Genomic DNA, 19,595 nt, shown 5'->3' on the forward strand with positions numbered 1-19,595 from the left:
GTTATAGCCAAATTCTATTGGTTTAATAATAAACTTTTATATCAATTTTTATAAAAAATAAGAATTATACATACTAATTGAACATTATAATAACTTCCAAATAATAAAATCCTTTACTTAGTGTCTCGCAAAAGCTAGGTGGTACGGTATATACTTTTTGTTCAGCTCAGCAATAGCACTGCAGATGTCAAAATATATTCCTTCAAAAAAATTGATCGTGCTTTTTATAGCCCCTCAAGTTTTATTAACCTTAATATTTTTCATTTGGCCTGCTTTTAATGCCTTAGTGCAAGCCTTTATGTTTAGTGACGCGTTTGGTCTTCATACGCAGTTTGCAGGATTGGTTAATTTTATTGATTTAGCCTCTGATCCCGCTTTTTTAAAAGCAGTCACGGTAACCCTTTTACTCGCTTTCTTTATTACTTTTCTTACCTTAACATTAGGATTATTTCTAGCAACTTTAATTCAAAAACGGCGTAAAAGTCAGCAACTTTATAAAACGCTCTTTATTTGGCCGTATGCTGTTGCGCCAGCCATTGCAGCCATTTTGTGGCGGTTTCTCTGCCAACCCACTATAGGCTGGTTGACTGCAGGGCTGCATTATTTTAATTATGATTTTAATTATTTAATCTACCCTAAACAGGCATTACTAGTTATTATTTTTACTGCCAGTTGGCAGCAGCTTAGTTATAATTTTTTATTTTTTTTCGCAGCCCTGCAAGCTATTCCTAAATCCCTTATTGAAGCTGCTATTTTAGATGGTGCAAGTGGTTGGCGCCGATTTTGGCAAATTATTTTTCCCTTGTTATCCCCTACTACGTTCTTTTTATTAATTATGAATCTTATTTATGCTTGTTTTGATACCTTTGGCATCATTGATGTTCTAACTAAAGGTGGGCCTGAAAATAGTACAAGCACGTTAATATACAAAGTTTATCAAGACGGCTTTGTAGGCATGGATCCAGGAAGCTCTGCTGCTCAGTCGATTTTATTAATGGCTATTGTTATTAGTCTAACCTATATCCAATTTCATTATCTTGAAAAGAAGGTTCATTACACATGAGATTAGCCAATAGACTTTTTAATCATATTTTATTAGCCAGTTTCATTATATTATTATTTTTTCCTCTATATTTAGCTTTGGTGGCAGCAAGCCACTCAAGCGGAGCTTTAATGCAAGTGCCTATGCCAATATGGCCAGGCCCCCTCTTATGGCATAATTTAAAAATCGTTTTAACGCAAGGAATTGCTTCTACCGGTGGCCAGCCAGTTTGGCACTTACTGATTAATAGTTTAATTATGGCTTTATTAATTGCTGTCGGGAAAATAATCATGGCGCTTTGCAGTGCCTATGCTTTTATTTATTTTGATATGCCCTTCAAAAAGTTGTTGTTTGTGCTTATCTTTTCAACCATGATGCTGCCTGTGGAAGTAAGAATAGTTCCTACTTTCCAAGTTGTTGCCTCGTTTAAATGGTTAAACACCTTTAGCGGACTCACCTTTCCTTTGATGGTTTCAGCAACAGCCACGTTTCTATTTCGTCAATTTTTTAAAACCATACCTAGTGAATTAGTAGATGCAGCTCGATTAGATGGTGCAGGCCCATGGCGGTTCTTTTTTGATATGCTTCTCCCAATTAGTAAACCCCAAATTGCTGCCTTATTTATTATCCTTTTTATCTATGGTTGGAATCAATACTTGTGGCCGTTAGTGATGACCACAGATGCAAACATGGCAACAGTCGTTATGGGGATTCGCTACTTAGCCGGTGTCGCTGATCAAATTCCTCAGTGGCACTATATTATGTGTGTTACATTATTAGCCATGTTACCACCATGTCTTGTTGTAATAGTGATGCAGCGCTGGTTTGAAAAGGGGTTAGTGCACTAATGGCCACAGTAAATCTTATCGATGTTTGTAAACAATACGGTCAGCAAACGATTCTTAATCATATTAATCTTACTATTGAACGTGGTGAATTTATTGCGGTGATTGGGCCTTCCGGCTGCGGTAAGTCGACGTTATTGCGACTTGTAGCTGGATTAGATGAAGTCAGTAGCGGGCGCATTCTTATTAATAATGAATGTGTTAATGAAACACCAGCGCATCGGCGTGATATGGCAATGGTTTTTCAAAGTTATGCGCTCTACCCGCATATGACTGTTTATGACAACATGGCTTATGGTTTAAAATTACGTGGTATGAAAAAAGAGGCCATAAAACAGCGGGTAACAGACGTGGCTGCTTTATTGCATCTTTCAGATTATCTCCAACGTAAACCACAAGCCTTATCAGGAGGGCAGCGCCAGCGCGTTGCCATGGGACGCGCTATTGTGCGCTCGCCTGCTGTTTTTTTATTTGATGAACCTTTGTCTAATCTTGATACCAAATTACGTGCTCAAATGCGCCATGAGATTAAAAAACTACATCAAGAGCTAAACACAACATGCTTATATGTCACGCACGATCAAGTTGAAGCCATGACCATGGCTGCTCGTATTTTAGTTTTAAATAATGGCAAAGTTGAACAATTTGGTTCACCACAATTACTATATCAAAAGCCAGCCTCCATCTTTGTTGCCGAATATATTGGCTTATATCCCGTTAATTTTTTACCAGGCAAATTAAATACTCATCAGAAAAAAATACAAACTAATTTCGGATTTGATTTTCCTTGGCCTGATGAGCATCAACCGATGATGGATAATGAAAGCGTGCTTATTGGCATTCGTCCTGAACATTTACACATTACTGATGAATCTGATGATACAATTGAAGTAAGGGTTTCATTTATTGATAATATGGGAGCTGATAAATTGATTCATGCTTACAGCTTACATGATAATCATCGCTTCACGATTAAAACGTCTGCTGAAACAATCATAAATAAGGAAATAATTAAAGTTAAGCCCGTTGTTAATAAAGCAAACTTATTCCAGCAACAAACTGGATTACGTATAGGAGGGTGGCATGACTGATGCGCAGACAACAACGCTACGTGATATTGATGAGCCGCATTATAATTACCTACAGGCTTTATACTTGTCATTTTTTAGCAATCGTTTATATGTAGATGTGGGCAGGCGCTGGAAAGGTTTTTCACTGCTTTATTTGTTTTTAGTTTTTTTAATTGTAGCCCTCCCTTTTTCATTACGTCTTATTCTTAACTTCGATGACTATTTTAATAAGCAAATTATTCTTCCCTTAAAAAGCCTACCTCCATTTTACATTCAAAATGGTATTGTGTCGCTTGACAAGCCAATGCCTTATTTTATTAAAAATAATTCCGGTAAAGTGATTGCTATCATTGATACAACCGGAACTATCAATAAAATTGATGAAAAATTCCCTGATTTGTCCATATTAATTGTAAAAGACCGGTTATTTTACCGCGTGCCTGATCCACAGCCATTGATTAGTAAGAGTAATAAGACCCAAAATCTGCAGATCAATGAGGCTGTGTTTAATCCAAATATGAATCAATATTTTGATAGCAATCAATGGATAAGCACGGCAGGTATTGGTAATCTTAAATTAATATCACAAGTCATTATTTATCCTACTGTCGTCTTAGCCTTGTTTTTTATGTATTTAGTTTTTTTCTTAGTCATTGCTGTGCTCGCGCAAGTTGTCTCTTTAGCAATATTTAGATTTTCGTTATCTTATAAACAAGCATTTCGGCTTTTAATCGTTGCAGCTACGCCTCATCTTGCGGCTCTCATGATTATTTTAGCATTTGACTGGATGTTTATGGGGCTAGGCTTATTTTTAGTCTCTTTAGTTGCCATGTATTTTAGCTACGCTGTTCTCTCGTTAAAACGAGACAGTAACAAGCTGGTAACGGCGTGAAAGATACCATTTTCTTTGCCCATGGAAATGGTTTTCCCTCTGCCTGTTATCGACAATTATTTCTTGCGCTAGAAAAACATTTCCATTGCAGCTATATCGATAAAATTGGTCATAATCCAAAATTCCCAGTGACTGAAAATTGGGATTATTTAGTCGAGGAATTAATAGTAACTGTCCAGGGTAAATTTTCTCAACCAATCATTGGGGTTGGGCATTCCTTTGGCGGTGTCTTAATCCTGCTTGCAGCTATCAAAGTGCCTAGCCTATTTAAGGCTGTCATCATGATTGATTCCCCGCTGCTTGGGCGGCTTAAATCAACGCTCGTTGGTCTTGCGAAAATGCTTGGTCTAATTGATAAAGTAACGCCTGCACGTCGTGCTAAGAAACGCCAATTTTTATGGAAAGATAAAAGTGAACTTATCACGTACTTAAGAAGTAAGCCGCTTTTTAAAACGTTTAATGAGGCATGCTTGCAAGATTACATTGATTTTGGTTTTAAAAAAACTGAAAAAGGTTATAGGCTATGCTTTAATCGTTTTATTGAATATTTAATTTTTCGCACTATCCCGCATGATTTACCACGTTATGAAGGCTTGCTAACTGTACCAACAGCCCTAATTTATGGTGAGCAAAGCAATATAATTGATCGTTTAGACTTGCGCTACATGAAAAAAAAGTATGATATTAGATGTTACCCCATGAAAGGAACACACATGCTCCCTATGGAAGATCCAAATGCCATAGCGAGACAAATTTTTATCATACTTAATGATTTAAATGTATTGAATACTTAGATCTATTGCGCGCTTTTTAGTCTTTATTAATTGAAAAAGCAATAGTAGAAATCCCGTACTTTCAGGTTGAATGGGTATATACTATTACCATAGTATTAAAAAAGTAACGATTACTAGATTATATTAAAAGGAGAGAAATTGTGGTGTCTAGTTTAGGGTTTATTGCTACCATAGCAGCAATACTTTTCTTGCTAAGTAAGCAAGCATCCATGATTGTCTGGACTATTAGCTATGCAGTCGTTGCTTTATTAATATGGCAATTTAGTTCTCATTCCTTATTACTTGCAGTCAGTTTAATCACCCTATTTACCATTTTATTGTTCTTTTCTATTCCAGTTTTACGCACCCAATTGGTTTCTCGCTACTTATTCAAAGCAATCAGTAAAACCATGCCTACTATGTCTGCCACAGAACGGGAAGCATTAGAAGCAGGTACCGTCAGTTGGGAGGCTGATATTTTTAGTGGGGCACCTGATTTTGATAAATTACAAAGCTTACCTACTGTACAATTAACAGCAGAAGAGCAAGCCTTTATAGATGGGCCTGTTAATGAATTATGTCGCATGCTAGATGAATGGGATATTACTCACAATCGCACGGATCTTCCACCTGAGGTATGGGAATTTATTAAGGAAAAAGGTTTCCTTGGTATGATTATTCCTAAACAATATGGTGGCCTTGAATTCTCAGCGACCGCCCAAGCATTTATCTTAGCGCGTGTTTATGGACGCTCTATCAGTGCTGCTACAACGATTTCTGTTCCTAACTCGCTAGGGCCTGCTGAGTTATTATTAAAATATGGCACTGAAGAACAAAAACAATATTATTTACCACGCCTAGCGATAGGATTAGAAATCCCTTGTTTTGCTTTAACAGGGCCAAATGCAGGCTCAGATGCCGCGTCCATTCCTGATACTGGCATAGTCTGCAAACAGGTTGTTGATGGAAAAGAAGTGTTGGGGCTGCGTTTAACGTGGAACAAGCGTTATATTACTTTATGCCCTGTAGCCACAGTCATTGGCCTTGCCTTTAGAATGTTTGATCCAGATAATTTATTAGGCCACGGTTATGACGTTGGTATTAGTTGTGCCCTTATTCCAGCGAATACGCCAGGCGTTATTAAAGGAAGACGCCATTTTCCATTAAATACTGGGTTTTTAAATGGCCCCACTCAAGGCAAAGATGTTTTTATGCCACTTGATTGCTTAATTGGTGGCGCTGCTATGGCAGGTCATGGTTGGCGTATGTTAATGGAATGTTTGAGTGCTGGCCGAGCTATTTCTTTACCTTCCAGCGCTAGAGGAGGCTCGCAAGCAGCAGCACTGGCAAGTGGCGCTTATTCGCGAGTTCGCAAACAATTTAATCAGGCAATAGGCAATTTTGAAGGGATTGAAGAGCCTTTAGCACGTATTGCCGGTAATACTTATTTAATTGAAGCCGGAATAGCTTTTGCTGCTGCAGCAATTGATCACGGTGAAAAACCCTCCGTAGCAGGCGCTATCTTAAAATATCATACAACAGAAAGAGCACGCCAAGTCGCTATTGATGCGATGGATATTCATGGCGGGAAAGGTATTTGCTTAGGCCCTAAAAATTACATCGGCCGCGGTTTTCAAAATACACCCATTGGTATTACGGTTGAAGGTGCTAATATTTTAACCCGTAGCCTGATCATTTTTGGTCAAGGTGCCATTCGCTGTCACCCTTATGTTTTTCAAGAGCTAGAAAGTGTTCGTCAACAAAATATTCAAGCCTTTGATAAAGCATTTTGGGGTCATATTGGGTTTACATTAGCTAATCTAGTTAAATCCATTATATTTATTTTCACCGATGGCCATTTTACTTATGCGCCACAAAGCCATGCTAAACGCTATTACCAACTCATTCATCGGTACAGTACTAATTTAGCTTTTACCGCAGATTTTTGTATGGCTATTTTAGGCGGTGATCTTAAGCGTCGGGAAAAAATATCTGCTCGCTTAGGCGATGTGTTAAGCAACTTATATTTAACGTCAGCTGTTTTAAAAAGGTTTCAAACAGATGGCGAGCCTTTAACCGATTTACCCTTAGTTGAATGGTGTTGTCAGCAATTGCTCTATGAGTGTGAAGTCGCCTTACGTGGTGTTATTACCAATTTTCCAAAAACGTGGGGGCGCATTTTTTTAAAATTGATTTTACAACCTTTTGGCAATCTTAGACAAAAATCAGCTGATAAGCTTGGCCGTCAATTAGCTAAGCTGATGATTGAGCCTAGCGAGGCACGCACGAGGCTAACAACAACTACGTTTACCGAGTCCTTACCAAATTGTCCTATTGGGCGCTTAGAGGCTACGTTTAAGAAAATTTGTGCTGTTGAAACGCTGGAGCGCAAAGTTGCAAAAGCAACTCGTGAAGGTCACTTACATGCCCTATCACTACTTGAGCAAATTGCTGAAGCTGAAGAAGTAGGTATTTTAAATGCCAGTGAAGCAGCTCAATTAAAAGAAGCAGAATTAGCAAGGCAAGAAGTCATTGCAGTAGATGATTTTAGCGACGATGAATTACGCCGTATTCCAAGTAATTCTGTAATTATCAAGTCTAAAAAAAACGTATTAAGCTATGATGACTTATCAAATGAAGCAGAGATAATACGTTAATTCCTATAAGGAAAAGCAGCTTATCCCGTAAAATGTAAAGCCATTATACGGGATTTCAATTAAAAAGATGGAGTTGATACGCTAAGCTATTCTTAAATAGATAATCTGTTTTAGGAATGAAAATGTACTGTAATCAGTGTCATTTTATACTGCAGGAGCAAAAATTTTGTCCCCAGTGTGGCACACCTACTAGGGTGACAAAAACTTGCCCAAATTGCCATAAAGAATGCAGCCTAGACAGCAATTTTTGCGGTGAATGTGGAACTTCTCTGGTAACCCAACCTAAGCCAATTCAACCTATGGCTAATAGAAAGGATTCTGAGGCAATTAAAAAACATGTGTCAATTTTATTTGCTGATATTAAAGAATCCACTTCAGCCATTTCAAATCTAGATCCAGAAGAAGCTAGAAACTTACTAAGTCCTGCTATAGAAAAAATGTTAAATGCAGTCTATCAATACAGTGGAACTATTATTCATACGGCCGGTGATGGCATCGTCGCTATTTTCGGAGCACCACAAGCACTTGAAGATCATGCATTCCGTGCTTGCTTAGCAGCGAACTTCATGCAAACTCAACTTAATGCGCTGCCTTTGGGACTTAAAATCAGGGTTGGACTTAACTCAGGTGAAATACTGATGGATGTTGTAGGCAGAAGCGAGCAACACTTAGAATATGACATTACCGGAGCTGCGGTAAATCTTGCAGCTCGAATGGAGCAGACAGCAACGCCAGGTAACATACAAATTACCAAACATACTTTAATCTTAGTAAAAGACGCCGTTGAGGTTGAATCTATTGGAAGAATAACTATTAAAGGATTTAGTGAACCAGTAGAAGTGTTTAAGCTAAAAGGAATAAAAGATGAAAGCAATTTAATATCTCTAAAATATCGCCCTACCTTTACTCCTTTTGTAGGAAGAAATGATACTATAAAAAAACTAAATGAACTATTAGATTTAGCAGAAGCAGGACAAGGTAGTATGGTTTGCTTAGAAGCAGAAGCAGGGCAAGGAAAGTCACGCGTTATTTATGAATTACTAAATAATAATACTAGCTTACAGATCATTTACAGTGGTGGCTTCTCTCATTTATGCAATGTAACACTATTTCCAATCGTGCAATTATTCAGAAAATTATTAGACATTCATCAAGACGACCTGACAGAAAATATTTATGACAAAGTATGCCCTTACACAAAAGATTTGACTGTTCCTTATGCTACAGATGCAGCGTTAAGCCTATTAAATAGCAGTGGTTATTCTAAAGCGTGGGAAAAATTAGCCCCGCAATTAAAGCATAAATATTTATTTTTAATTGGTATAGCTATTTTAACTAAGGCTTGTACAAATAAAACGCTAGTCCTGATTATAGAAGATTTACATTGGATAGATAATGAAACTGAAAATTTTATTAGTTTATTATTAAATGAAATTCATAAATTAAAAATTCTTTTAATAGGAACTTATAGACCTAGTTTTAATGATACCTGGCTAAAAAACCCTAATTATCATCTTATTAAATTAGGACCTATTCCACAAAAGCATTTAAAAACTCTAGCAGATATTATTTTAGGAACTCATCCAAGCATTAATTCACTTAAAAAAGATATTTTACATGCTTGCTCCGGCAATCCATTTTTTATACAAGAAATAATTGATTCATTAATTGCTGATAACTTATTAACTGGCCGTTTAGGTAATTATCAATTAGATACAGTGAACTTCGCTAAACGTAGTAAACTACCAGAAAGTATTTTTGCTTTACTACAAACAAAAATTGATAAGCTTCCTGCCCACCAAAAAGAATTATTAGAAATTGCTTCTGTCATTGGTGAGCGTTTTCCATATACTTTAATTGCTCAATTATCAACAACTGAAAATAAGGTAACCAGAAAAAATTTAAATCAATTAACCGCACTCAATTATATCTATGAAGCCCAACTTTATCCTGATTTGGAGTTTTCTTTTAGCCATGCCTTAATTCAAGAAGTTTTATACAATACGTTATTAAAAAAAGTACGCCATCAAATCCATCTCAAAATTTTAGAATTCTTTGAGTGTTTACCAGAAGACCAAAAAAAAGAGAAAATACAAATTCTGGCCAATCATGCTTATTTAGGGCAACACTGGGAAAAAGCATTTTACTATTGTGCACAAGCCGCCGAAAAAACATTCATTATTAATGCTCTCAAACTAACAATTCAATATTCAAAACAAGCTATTGAAGCTGCTGCTTATATTAAAGATCAAAGCAGTATTATTGACTCCTTAATTATGGTTCATATCGATATGATGCATGCTTATTTGCATTTAGGATTACCCGAAGAACAAGGGCCAATTTTAGAAAAAATATTAAAATTATCTGTAGAGGCAAAGAGACCAGCAGTCAAGTGTGCAGTATATGGCGCTTATGCTACTTTTATTATGGGTATTTCATGCCCACAACATGCTGAACCTTTTTTAGAAAAAGCTAACCAATATGCAAAAGAATCTAAACGTCAAGATTTAATGAAATTTGTCGATTTTGCATTCCTCCTACGCTATACCTTAGGTGGTGACTACATAAAAGGTCAAAAAATAGGTAGAACATTTCTTGCCCAGCAAGCCAGTCAAGATTTTTTTTGTCCTGAGTTTAGGCTTAATTTTCGTTACGTAGGCATTATCATTTTAATGATCAATCAATTGACATCAGGCGCCTTTTTAGACTTTGATAGACAGATAGAATTTTATAGTACTTGCTTCAATCTTACCGAGCCTAGTATTTATTCTGCTGGGATAACAACAGCGCTAGGTACCGCTTTAGTACAAAAGGGTGATTTTTCCTCTACAGCAGAAAGATACCTTCACCTTGCTATTTATTACCTCATAGAAGTCAATTTTTTTCTTATTTTACCTTTAGCCCAAGCGGCGTTAGCCCTTCTTTATCTTAATACTAAAAGATTGAAAGAAGGCAAAGAACAACTTGAAAAAGCACAAAACTCTATTGAGTTAGTGGGTTATTATTTGAGCTCAAACTATAGCGTAGGCTTCATCGCTGAAGGCTTATTATTATCAGGCCAGCTTACCAAAGCTGACAAATTTATCCAAAATGCCTTAGCTCTTTCGGAAAAAAGAAACTTAAAAGGAAATATGGCTTGGTTAAAGCGTCTGTCTGCCGAAATAGCATTGAAAAAAAGTAAACTTAATCCATTAAAAATTAAAAATTTACTGGAAGAAGCATTAATACTTACTAAAGAAACGCACATGAAAATTCAAGAAGGAAAATGCCATCTTACTCTAGCGAAGTATTATCAAATAAGTAAGCATAATGAAATGGCAGTAAAAGAAGAAAAACTAGCCTATGCTATTTTTAAACAAATAGGTTATAAGCTATAAAAATTTCATTGAGCAAATGCCAGGGTGAAGGAACATATTAACAGCGTTTCACAAAATATAAGAAGTTAAAATACGGCAAATCACCCACTCATTTTACATAAAATATATAAAATTGGACAAAAATTATCATTATTTAGATAAATTAATGGATTACCAAACTAAAATGGGGATAGGAAAATGATATTGGTGTAAGCAAATTTTAACTTCAAACTTCTTCAAGTGCTTCATCTGGCATCGTAACATTTAATTCTAGTACAGCATTATCACCCATGCGCTCCAGATTAACACTCACTTTATCACGCGTTATTGGAATGTACTTAGCAATAACTGTAAGTATTTCTTCTTGTAATTTGGGTAAGTAGTCTGGCGTACTCCGTTGAGTACGCTCATGAGAAATAATAATTTGCAACCGTTCTTTGGCAACAGATGCGGTGCTATTTCGTTTTTTTAAGTAACTAAATATACTCATGCTGGAACATCCTCCCTGTTTTTACTGAATAGCCGGCGTAGTAATCCTTTACGTTCCGTACTAATAAAGCGCATGGGCCGGCTTTCACCTAGAAAGCGTGCTATCGAATCTTGATAGGCAAGGCCTGCGTCACTCACATCATCTAAAACAACAGGTGTACCTGTATTAGAAGCTTTTAATACTGCTTTTGACTCGGGAATAACACCAATAAGAGGAATAGCAAGAATTTCCTTAACGTCTTCTACTGAGAGCATTTCCCCTTTTTCCACTCTTATTGGATCATAGCGTGTTAATAAGAGATGCTCTTGAATAGGATCAGCATTGTCAATAGCGCGTTTAGTTTTACTTGCTAAAATACCTAAAATTCTATCCGAATCCCGTACTGACGACACTTCAGGATTAGTTACAACAATAGCATGATCGGCATAATACATAGCCATTAATGCGCCTGTTTCGATTCCAGCAGGGGAATCACAGACAATGTACTCAAAATCCTGAGATAAATCTTGTAATACTTTACCGACTCCTTCAAGCGTCAATGCATCTTTATCCCGAGTTTGTGAAGCAGGTAAAATGCATAGCTGAGGAATACGTTTATCTTTAATTAAAGCTTGATTAAGACTCGCTTCTCCATTAATAACATTAATAAAATCAAACACAACACGGCGTTCACATCCCATAATGATATCTAAATTTCGAAGTCCAATGTCAAAATCCACAACAACCGTCTTATGGCCCTGTAGCGCAAGACCTGATGAGATTGCTGCAGATGTTGTGGTTTTCCCTACCCCGCCTTTACCTGAGGTGACAACTATTATCTTAGCCAAAACGATGCCCCTGTAAGTAATTAACAAATTATTTGGATTCAGTTTACACGTTATTGATTGTTCAGTTCAAGCTCAATAAGCTACTACGAAAAAATATTATCTTTTACAATAAAATTAAGCCACGAAAAGGATGATAAATAATTCATTGTGGGTTAACATCACGCATTATGTGGATAAGTACTAAAATGAATACGCATCCTAATAAGCTAATTAATCTTAAGCGTTACAAATTTCTTAAAAAAATAGTCAATAAGTATTACTTAATTCATTCATTTTATAAAGGGTTATAATGACTTATCGCCGTATGTTAAAATCTAAAATTCATCGTGCTCATGTCACTCATGCTGATCTTAACTATGAAGGAAGCATAACAATTTCCCCTGAGCTACTTGCTGCAGCTAATATATTGCCCTATGAAGCAGTACATGTGTGGAATGTAACAGCAGGAACACGTTTTGAAACTTACACCATCGAAGGCGAACCGCTTTCATCAGCCATCTGCGTTAATGGTGCAGCCGCCCATTTAGTAACACCTGGAGACATTATAATTATTGCTTCTTTTATTCAATTAGAAGAACAACAATGCCAAAATTATCAACCGAAAGTTGTTTTTGTTACTGAGAAAAATCAGCTTTTAGAAATACGCGCAGAAATTCCAGCAGTGTTAACGGAAAATTAAAAATTTATAAGGAAAATCTATGTCTAAATATGCATTTGCTTTTATTCTAGCTATCTGGCAATTTAACTTGTTATACGCAGCCAATTGCGAAACTAAGCGCGAAATTTTAATCGAAAATAAAGTGACTAAAGTCTGGAAAACAACCCTTTGCCCCGAGCAAAAACTACCGCTACATGCCCATGAATTTGCGAGAATTGTCATTCCTGACGAAAATGGACAAATGAAAGTAATCTATCAAACAGGTAAAGAAGAAACCATTACCCTTAAAAAAGGCAAGCCGGTATTTTTGAGCGTTGAACAAGGGCGAAATGCTCATCAAGACTTAAATATAAGCAAAAAACCCCTTCATGTGACTGTGGTTGAATTACGTCAATAGAAGGCTCAAATGAGAGCCTTCTATTTTATTTAATTCTACCAATTAGAACTACAACAAGACGTTGTGGTATAAGAAACGGCACTATAATCAGGGCAGCATCCACCGCCTAACATGCCAAAACCACATCCAGTCATAGCTAAAGAAGATGAAACAACAACAAGGGCTAGTAGTAGTCTTTTCATAATGGCTTCCTTGCTAAAGTTTTAATTAAATTATATTACAATTTACCTTTTTTGCACAAATTAAGAGCTTATTAGCTTAAGTTGCTTTAATATTTTCTTTATTAATTATAGCTTAGTGGATAAAAAAGACATTCGAGCGATCTTTTTTGTGGGCTATTGAATTCGTATAATCCAGCATCATACTATTGTTATTGGCTCATTTGTCCTTCACATGCAACAGTGTTGCGCAGAAAGCCAAGCTAGAACAATTAAGTCATTGCGAACCTTTATGAAGTAAAGGTAAAGCAATCCAGTCAAGTGCGTTTGTCAAAACCCGCGCTGGATTGCTTCGCTTCGCTCGCAAAGACGAACGAATGTACTAAATCAAATGGCTAATTTAAGACAAATAAACGTAGCTTAGGCGCAGGCCCATAGGGCCTAAACCCGGGTTTCACTTCGTTTCACCCAGGCTACAAGGTCGCTTTGATCGCTTAGTTATCCACGCAGATGACAAGTTTAAGGAATTCTGCGCAAATTTTCCGACTAATGGATCTTCGCAGATAGGAAAATAAGTGATGTGGAATTAAAGAGGTAATCTATGAAAACACCAATCATTAAGCATTTAACAGCACCTCGCCTGATGAGCACTGCGGCTCAATTATCCTTGCAGGGAAAGCTTGCTATCTCAGCTAATAACTTAGTTTATCTCGATATAGATAATAATTATATTCACCACCTTTACCCTTTATTAGGCTTACCGCAAGTCGTCCTTCCTAATTATTTTAATCAAGATGGGATTGGCGCTCATATTAGTGTGATTTATCCTGAAGAACTCCACAGTGTAAGTGTACAAGAATTAGGAAATACTTATCAATTTAGTATTCAAGAGCTTGTAAGTGCTCAATTTGAGCATAAGATTTATTATGTTTTACTTGTCAAATCTGCTGAATTACTAGAATTACGAAGACGCTATCATTTTAAAGACTATCTTAATTTTAAGGGCTACAAAATAGACTTTCATATTACCATAGGAAAAAGCCTATAAAATAGCGCTATGCACTGTTGATAATTGCTTTGTAAGCTACTCAGTGATTAGGAATGAATGTTTATACAATTTTTTACTACTTATTAACATAGTATGAGGACATACGAGAGCTTCTATAATCTTCAGATTCATTACTTTCCTCACGCTCCTCCACAATATGTTCCTCATACCAATGCTCAATAATGTCAGGAAGTCGCTCATCGTTCACATATTTTTGCAAAGCTACACATAAAATAGGCTCTTTTGCCAGTAATTTTTTTATAGGTTGATCGCTTTGCCCTAATAAGCTAATAGCTTCTTCAAATTGTACCCGGAGTGGCTTGTCCTCTAGGTTATTCTTCTCAACTTCGAGTGCTTCAATTACAGGGGTAGCTATCTCTAATAACGTTTCATAGTCTTTTTGATTTCTCTTGCTTTTTCATCAAGCTGCCTAACTTCTTTGGCTTGAATATCTGTAATTTTATTCGCTATAAGGCGTTGATTTATTGAAATTTTTTGAATTATTTTCTCATTCTCTCTAATCTGCTTACGATCGTCCCTATTCTTTTTAGGTTTTTGACTTAAGATTTGGTTCTCATCCATAAGTTCTTGAATTATAGCTTCAGTATCCATAAACTTATTGCTTATCTTTTCTAAAGGCCTACTGATTGCAAGCCATGCACCTGTCTCTTGATCTCGAGCTAAATAGACACAGCCGAAATTATCTTCACTTAGAATCGTATCAAGTAAATATTCTTTACCTTGGATTAATAGAGTCTTCGCCTCTTCGAGGGTTAAATTAAGGCTTGGTTTAGTCACCCTGGAAGGTAACTTCGCTGCTAACCCATAATCACAGCGCTTTACGGCAAGCGTTGCCGCATTTACATACAGGTTTTCGAGTTTTATATTCCGATGGAGAATACCCTGCTTCTGACTTCTAGCTGCTAGGATAGCTTGAATTGTCTCGTGAGCATCTGCATGCTCCTTTACTTTTTGCGGATCTCCTAAAATCTTTTTTGCAATAGCTAGTTGTCGTTCTTCTTCCTCGTGCTTAACCATATGCCTAGCATCATGGTGTAGATGTGCTATTGCTTCTAAGGCATTTTTAGCAATAATAAGTTTATCTAAAATTGAAAACGCTTGACTAGCCTCAAAAATGGCATCAAATAATTCATGTGTGTCTAATAATTTCATCCCTATACTGTGCGTATTTTCATCATAGAAAACTAAATTATCTTTCTTTTCAAGGTATTGAGCTTCTTCTTCAATTTTCTCTTTCTTAATTTTTACATTTTTTTTCGGTTGCTTGATTGCAAGCCATTCGCCTGTATCTCAGTCTTGTGCCAAATGTACTGTACCAAAACTACCTTCGCCTAATACTGCATAAAGTAAATAATCTTTATTACCAATGCTTAAGGTTTTACAAGGTCGATTCACTCGACTATAGCTAGGGTTATTTTCCTTGAAATCTAGATGTTGAGGGCCTATATGCCAATCTAGATATGGCATCGTGATTTTTTTAGCAGAGCCGTGCTGTACCGTTTTTATCTTTTGTACTTTAATACGATCACGCTTTTCGAGGGCCGTGTGCTCAAATGTTTCTTTCACGTCAATTCAACTTTAAATCACCAATTTATATATTTATATTATTAATTAAACATTACGCCATATAATCGGTTTAATTGGACTATAACCACAAGAATGGAGTAATGAACAGTAAAAAACAAATTTTGGAGGCGAAAACTAACTCTTAGATGGCGTTTTAATTTGCTGTGAATGATTAATGATTAAAGGGGGCCTGCTTAAATGCTGCTATAGGATTTCCAAATATAATTACTTGTAAACCTGATAGCCAATATACATTAAATAATAAACTTAAGGCGCTGCCATTTCTTGCTGTTTTCTTAACGTTCGCTCGAGTAATTGCGTGTAAATGGGCGGGTTATTGGCTAGCTGCACAATGGTAGTTGCGGTAAGACAAGCAACCATTAAAGGTAAAATTAACAAATAATTTTGGGTCATTTCTACGATTAAAACAATGCCAGTTATTGGCGCTCTGACCGCGGCTGAAAATAAAGCACCCATGCCAGCCACTGCAAACATTCCTGGATGAATACCCAAATCGGGAGCAAGCCTAATAAAAAGCTCAAAGCAAGCGAGCCCTAGTAACGTTCCTAAGGCTAATAACGGCGCAAATACACCACCTGGAACACCAGTCATATAGGAAACCATGGTGCCCATGAAACGCCAAATGATTAAACTGATTAAAACTGGAAAGGTGGGAAATATATGTAGTGATTGTTCAATAATGACATAACCCCCGCCAACTAAAGGCAGGTGCGAAACTGCTAAAAAACCAACGAGCGCACCAATAACAGCGGCATAAATAAAGTGCGCAGACGTTTTTAAATTATCAACTAAAGATAAACTAAACATCAACACCTTATTAAATAGTAAACCTACAAACCCAACAATGATGCCTAATAAAAAGAAAAACCCTAAAGAAGCCAAACTAGGTGTAGAAAAAACATCCATAGGGATAGCAGGGTCTGAGCCTAAAATAAAACGCAATGTGATGGTAGCCGCTACACAGCAGATAGCAACCATTTTAAAATTAGTAAAGCTGAAATTAAATTGATTGCGCATTTCTTCTAGAACAAATAACACACCCGCTAAGGGCGCATTAAAGGCCGTGGCTAAACCAGCTGCCGCTCCTGCAGCAACGAGTGTGTCGCGCTTATCTTGTTTGATATGCATCAGATCACCTAACATATCACCTAAATTACCACCCATCTGAATCGTTGGCCCTTCACGACCAACTAATAGCCTAGAACTAATCGCAAATACCCCACCAATAAATTTCACAGGTAATAAACGCCGCCAATAGATTGGCCGCTCGTGTAATAGCGCACCTTCGATCTCTTGAATACCACTACCTCCTGCCTCTGGCGCAAAACGCTTAACTAGAAATAACGCTAATACAACCAAAGTCATCGATAACAGAGCTGAAGTAAGCTGGGGTGGAATATGAAAAGCACTGGCATAATGAATGATATGGGCTAATAAATAATTAGCACCTTCAATAGCTAGTTGAAAAACAGACCCTACTATACCAACTAAAATTCCTAGTAGAATTGAAATAGCATAAATAATCAGGATCTTATTGGCCATTTTCTATTATCTTCATTAAATTATTTATTATGCGCATTCCTGCTTGCTTAGGTAAAGATAAAATTGTTTCTGGGTGAAACTGTACGGCATAAATTGGCAATGTTTGATGAGATATTCCCATAATTACGTCATCTTGACTAGAGGCGATGATATTTAATTCTTGCGGAAAACTATCTTTACACGCATAAAGCGAATGATAACGACCTGCAGTAAACGATGGGCCTAATTCTGCTAATAAACCGGTATTATCGGTTACCTTAATCTCAGAAGCTTTACCATGCATTGGGTAAGGCAAAATAGCCAGTTGGCCGCCAAAATATTCAACAATCCCTTGTAACCCTAAACACACTCCAAATAGAGGTATCTTGCGCTCAATAGCAGCTGCAATGGTTTCAGCTAACTTAAAATCAGCAGGCTTGCCAGGGCCTGGCGAAAGAACGACAAGATCATAATGATTATTTTTTAGATAAGAGACAGCGTGAAGGCTGCGAATCGTTTGCACTTCTGCCCCAGTTTGCCTTAAGTAATTACCCAGTGTATGTACAAATGAATCTTGATGATCAACCAGTAATACTTTTTTATTAAGTCCTGGCTTATCAGTTAACATGACTTCTTCTTTTTTCTTAGGCTTAGTTAATAAATCTAAAAAAGCAGAGGCTTTAAGACGCGTTTCTTCTTCTTCCGCCTCAGGAATAGAATCATACAGCAAGGTTGCACCAACCCGAATTTCAGCAATGCCTTCTTTAATACGCATGGTTCTTAACACTAATCCCGTATTAAGATTGCCATCAAAGCCAAACCAACCTACTGCGCCAGCATACCAACGACGCGGTGATTTTTCATATTTTTCAATAAAATTCATGGCCCACAATTTAGGAGCACCAGTCACAGTGACGACCCACATATGGGTTAGAAAAGCATCAATTGCATCAAAGCCTTCACGCAGTATGCCTTCGACGTGATCAACGGTATGAATTAAACGTGAGTACATTTCAATTTGGCGCCGCCCTACCACGTTAACACTTCCTGCTTCACAAATTCTTGACTTGTCATTGCGATCAACATCAGTACACATGGTCAACTCAGAGCACTCTTTTTCCGATTCTAAAAGCAGCTGAATATTTTTAGCATCTTCAATGGCATCTTGTCCGCGTTTAATTGTTCCTGAAATGGGACAAGTTTCTACACGGCGGCCTTGTACCCGCACATACATTTCGGGAGATGCGCCTACTAAGTATTCATCCTCACCTAAATTAATAAAAAAACCGTAGGGAGAAGGATTGGTTTTGCGCATGCGGTTAAAAATCGCGGAAGGTTTTTCATGGCAAGCAGCATAAAAAGTTTGGCTTGGTACGACTTCAAACAAATCACCACAGGCAAAACGCTCTTTGGCTGTCTCAACGATTTTTGCATATTCTCCAGGCTCGTGATCGCCTAGCGCGGTTGGTTTATATTTAAATTCATAAGGTTTATATTGACCCTCACGAGGCAATGAGTGGGTCGATTTACCTTGAAATTGAAAATTATAGCGCCTAACAAATGCTTCTTCTTTACGATGATTCACCACATAAATTTCATCGGGTAAATAAAGCACCATATCACGCTGATCAGCAGCGCGCTCTTTGCATCTTTCTAAAGATTCAAATTGAAAAATCAAATCATAGCCAAAAGCACCATACAAGCCTAAGTAAGGATCATTGGGCAATTTAAAAAAGGTTAGCAATTCACGAATGACGGTAAATACTGAAGGCTGTAAGCTACGCTCTTCCTCACTAAAGACTTCTTGGGTGGATTTAACTTCTAAATAACAGGCATATGGGGTATAAGAGCTAATGATAATCGTTGCAGTTTGCTCTAATTGCTTATGCACAATAGCCAATAACTCTTCACCCCGTTGATTTAGAGCTTGTAAGCAGATTTGCGCCCCAACCAAGCTAATTACCAGCGGTGGATTAACAAAACCAATATCCCAGCAAGTATAACGTCCCGGGTATTCGAAACTAGAAGCAAATAAAGCGCCACGTTGTGAGTCTAATTTTTCTAATAATGGTTCAATCGCTTTATCGTAGGCCAAAGGCTGCTCTTCACATTCAATGTGAATACCACCTAGCGTTTTATTTTGCATTAACACTATAATATACCTCTTAGGAACTGCTTTATATTTAGTTTCGTTAACCAAGTAAACTGAACTTCTTGCAAATAAAGAAAGCAAGCTTCCTAAATTTTAAGTGA

At 37.0% G+C, this 19,595-nt stretch carries 18 protein-coding genes and 1 pseudogene; 11 read left to right on the forward strand and 8 right to left on the reverse strand.

The window, feature by feature from the left end; translation table 11 throughout:
- Positions 1-184 precede the first annotated feature (184 nt).
- The 8 genes and pseudogenes from DYE47_RS09040 (at position 185) to DYE47_RS09070 (ending at position 10,656) form a co-directional block, all read left to right on the forward strand.
- Positions 185-1,063, forward strand: coding sequence for an ABC transporter permease subunit (locus tag DYE47_RS09040; protein ID WP_115302958.1), 879 nt, complete (start codon positions 185-187; stop codon positions 1,061-1,063).
- Positions 1,060-1,890, forward strand: coding sequence for a sn-glycerol-3-phosphate ABC transporter permease UgpE (gene ugpE, locus DYE47_RS09045; protein WP_115302959.1), 831 nt, complete (start codon positions 1,060-1,062; stop codon positions 1,888-1,890). The genes DYE47_RS09040 and ugpE overlap by 4 nt, the downstream gene beginning before the upstream one ends.
- Positions 1,890-2,978, forward strand: a complete 1,089-nt coding sequence (locus tag DYE47_RS09050; protein WP_115302960.1) for an ABC transporter ATP-binding protein — start codon at positions 1,890-1,892, stop codon at positions 2,976-2,978. The genes ugpE and DYE47_RS09050 overlap by 1 nt, the downstream gene beginning before the upstream one ends.
- Positions 2,971-3,849: a DUF1189 family protein gene (locus DYE47_RS09055; protein ID WP_115302961.1), complete on the forward strand. Its 879-nt coding sequence runs from the start codon at positions 2,971-2,973 to the stop codon at positions 3,847-3,849. Before DYE47_RS09050 ends, DYE47_RS09055 begins: the two co-directional genes overlap by 8 nt.
- A complete protein-coding gene (locus DYE47_RS09060) occupies positions 3,846-4,643 on the forward strand; it encodes an alpha/beta fold hydrolase (protein WP_115302962.1) in 798 nt (265 codons plus the stop codon). Before DYE47_RS09055 ends, DYE47_RS09060 begins: the two co-directional genes overlap by 4 nt.
- A 140-nt stretch (positions 4,644-4,783) precedes the next feature.
- Positions 4,784-7,279 (forward strand): acyl-CoA dehydrogenase, encoded by a 2,496-nt coding sequence (locus DYE47_RS09065; protein WP_115302963.1) that lies wholly within the window; start codon positions 4,784-4,786, stop codon positions 7,277-7,279.
- Positions 7,280-7,401: 122 nt separating this feature from the next.
- Positions 7,402-7,530: pseudogene (locus DYE47_RS16610) on the forward strand (double zinc ribbon domain-containing protein); the annotation flags it as partial.
- Positions 7,531-7,578: 48 nt separating this feature from the next.
- Entirely contained in the window at positions 7,579-10,656 is a 3,078-nt protein-coding gene (locus tag DYE47_RS09070) for an ATP-binding protein (RefSeq protein ID WP_244924156.1), read from the forward strand.
- Between the two features lie 205 nt (positions 10,657-10,861).
- On the opposite strand, the gene minE is transcribed toward DYE47_RS09070, so the two are convergent.
- Entirely contained in the window at positions 10,862-11,125 is a 264-nt protein-coding gene (minE, locus tag DYE47_RS09075) for a cell division topological specificity factor MinE (RefSeq protein ID WP_115302965.1), read from the reverse strand.
- Entirely contained in the window at positions 11,122-11,952 is an 831-nt protein-coding gene (gene minD / locus DYE47_RS09080; protein ID WP_115302966.1) for a septum site-determining protein MinD, read from the reverse strand. Before minD ends, minE begins: the two co-directional genes overlap by 4 nt.
- A gap of 289 nt (positions 11,953-12,241) precedes the next feature.
- Between minD and panD the strand changes: the two genes are divergently transcribed.
- A complete protein-coding gene (panD, locus tag DYE47_RS09085) occupies positions 12,242-12,631 on the forward strand; it encodes an aspartate 1-decarboxylase (protein ID WP_115302967.1) in 390 nt (129 codons plus the stop codon).
- A 19-nt stretch (positions 12,632-12,650) separates the two neighbouring features.
- Positions 12,651-13,007, forward strand: coding sequence for a hypothetical protein (locus DYE47_RS09090; protein ID WP_115302968.1), 357 nt, complete (start codon positions 12,651-12,653; stop codon positions 13,005-13,007).
- Between the two features lie 35 nt (positions 13,008-13,042).
- On the opposite strand, the gene DYE47_RS16055 is transcribed toward DYE47_RS09090, so the two are convergent.
- Positions 13,043-13,189, reverse strand: coding sequence for a hypothetical protein (locus DYE47_RS16055; RefSeq protein WP_160149881.1), 147 nt, complete (start codon positions 13,187-13,189; stop codon positions 13,043-13,045).
- Positions 13,190-13,766: 577 nt separating this feature from the next.
- Between DYE47_RS16055 and DYE47_RS09095 the strand changes: the two genes are divergently transcribed.
- Positions 13,767-14,213, forward strand: coding sequence for a hypothetical protein (locus DYE47_RS09095; protein ID WP_115302969.1), 447 nt, complete (start codon positions 13,767-13,769; stop codon positions 14,211-14,213).
- Between the two features lie 76 nt (positions 14,214-14,289).
- On the opposite strand, the gene DYE47_RS16495 is transcribed toward DYE47_RS09095, so the two are convergent.
- From DYE47_RS16495 to DYE47_RS09115, 5 genes are all read right to left on the reverse strand, one after another.
- Positions 14,290-14,421, reverse strand: a complete 132-nt coding sequence (locus DYE47_RS16495; RefSeq protein WP_278043868.1) for a hypothetical protein — start codon at positions 14,419-14,421, stop codon at positions 14,290-14,292.
- Between the two features lie 170 nt (positions 14,422-14,591).
- Positions 14,592-15,386: a hypothetical protein gene (locus DYE47_RS09100; protein ID WP_115302970.1), complete on the reverse strand. Its 795-nt coding sequence runs from the start codon at positions 15,384-15,386 to the stop codon at positions 14,592-14,594.
- A 138-nt stretch (positions 15,387-15,524) separates the two neighbouring features.
- Entirely contained in the window at positions 15,525-15,800 is a 276-nt protein-coding gene (locus tag DYE47_RS09105; protein WP_115302971.1) for a hypothetical protein, read from the reverse strand.
- Between the two features lie 267 nt (positions 15,801-16,067).
- A complete protein-coding gene (clcA, locus tag DYE47_RS09110) occupies positions 16,068-17,363 on the reverse strand; it encodes a H(+)/Cl(-) exchange transporter ClcA (RefSeq protein WP_115302972.1) in 1,296 nt (431 codons plus the stop codon).
- Positions 17,353-19,494: an anthranilate synthase component I gene (locus DYE47_RS09115; protein ID WP_165482068.1), complete on the reverse strand. Its 2,142-nt coding sequence runs from the start codon at positions 19,492-19,494 to the stop codon at positions 17,353-17,355. Before DYE47_RS09115 ends, clcA begins: the two co-directional genes overlap by 11 nt.
- Positions 19,495-19,595: the final 101 nt, after the last annotated feature.

The organism is Legionella beliardensis (genome assembly GCF_900452395.1).
Taxonomy (GTDB): domain Bacteria; phylum Pseudomonadota; class Gammaproteobacteria; order Legionellales; family Legionellaceae; genus Legionella_C; species Legionella_C beliardensis.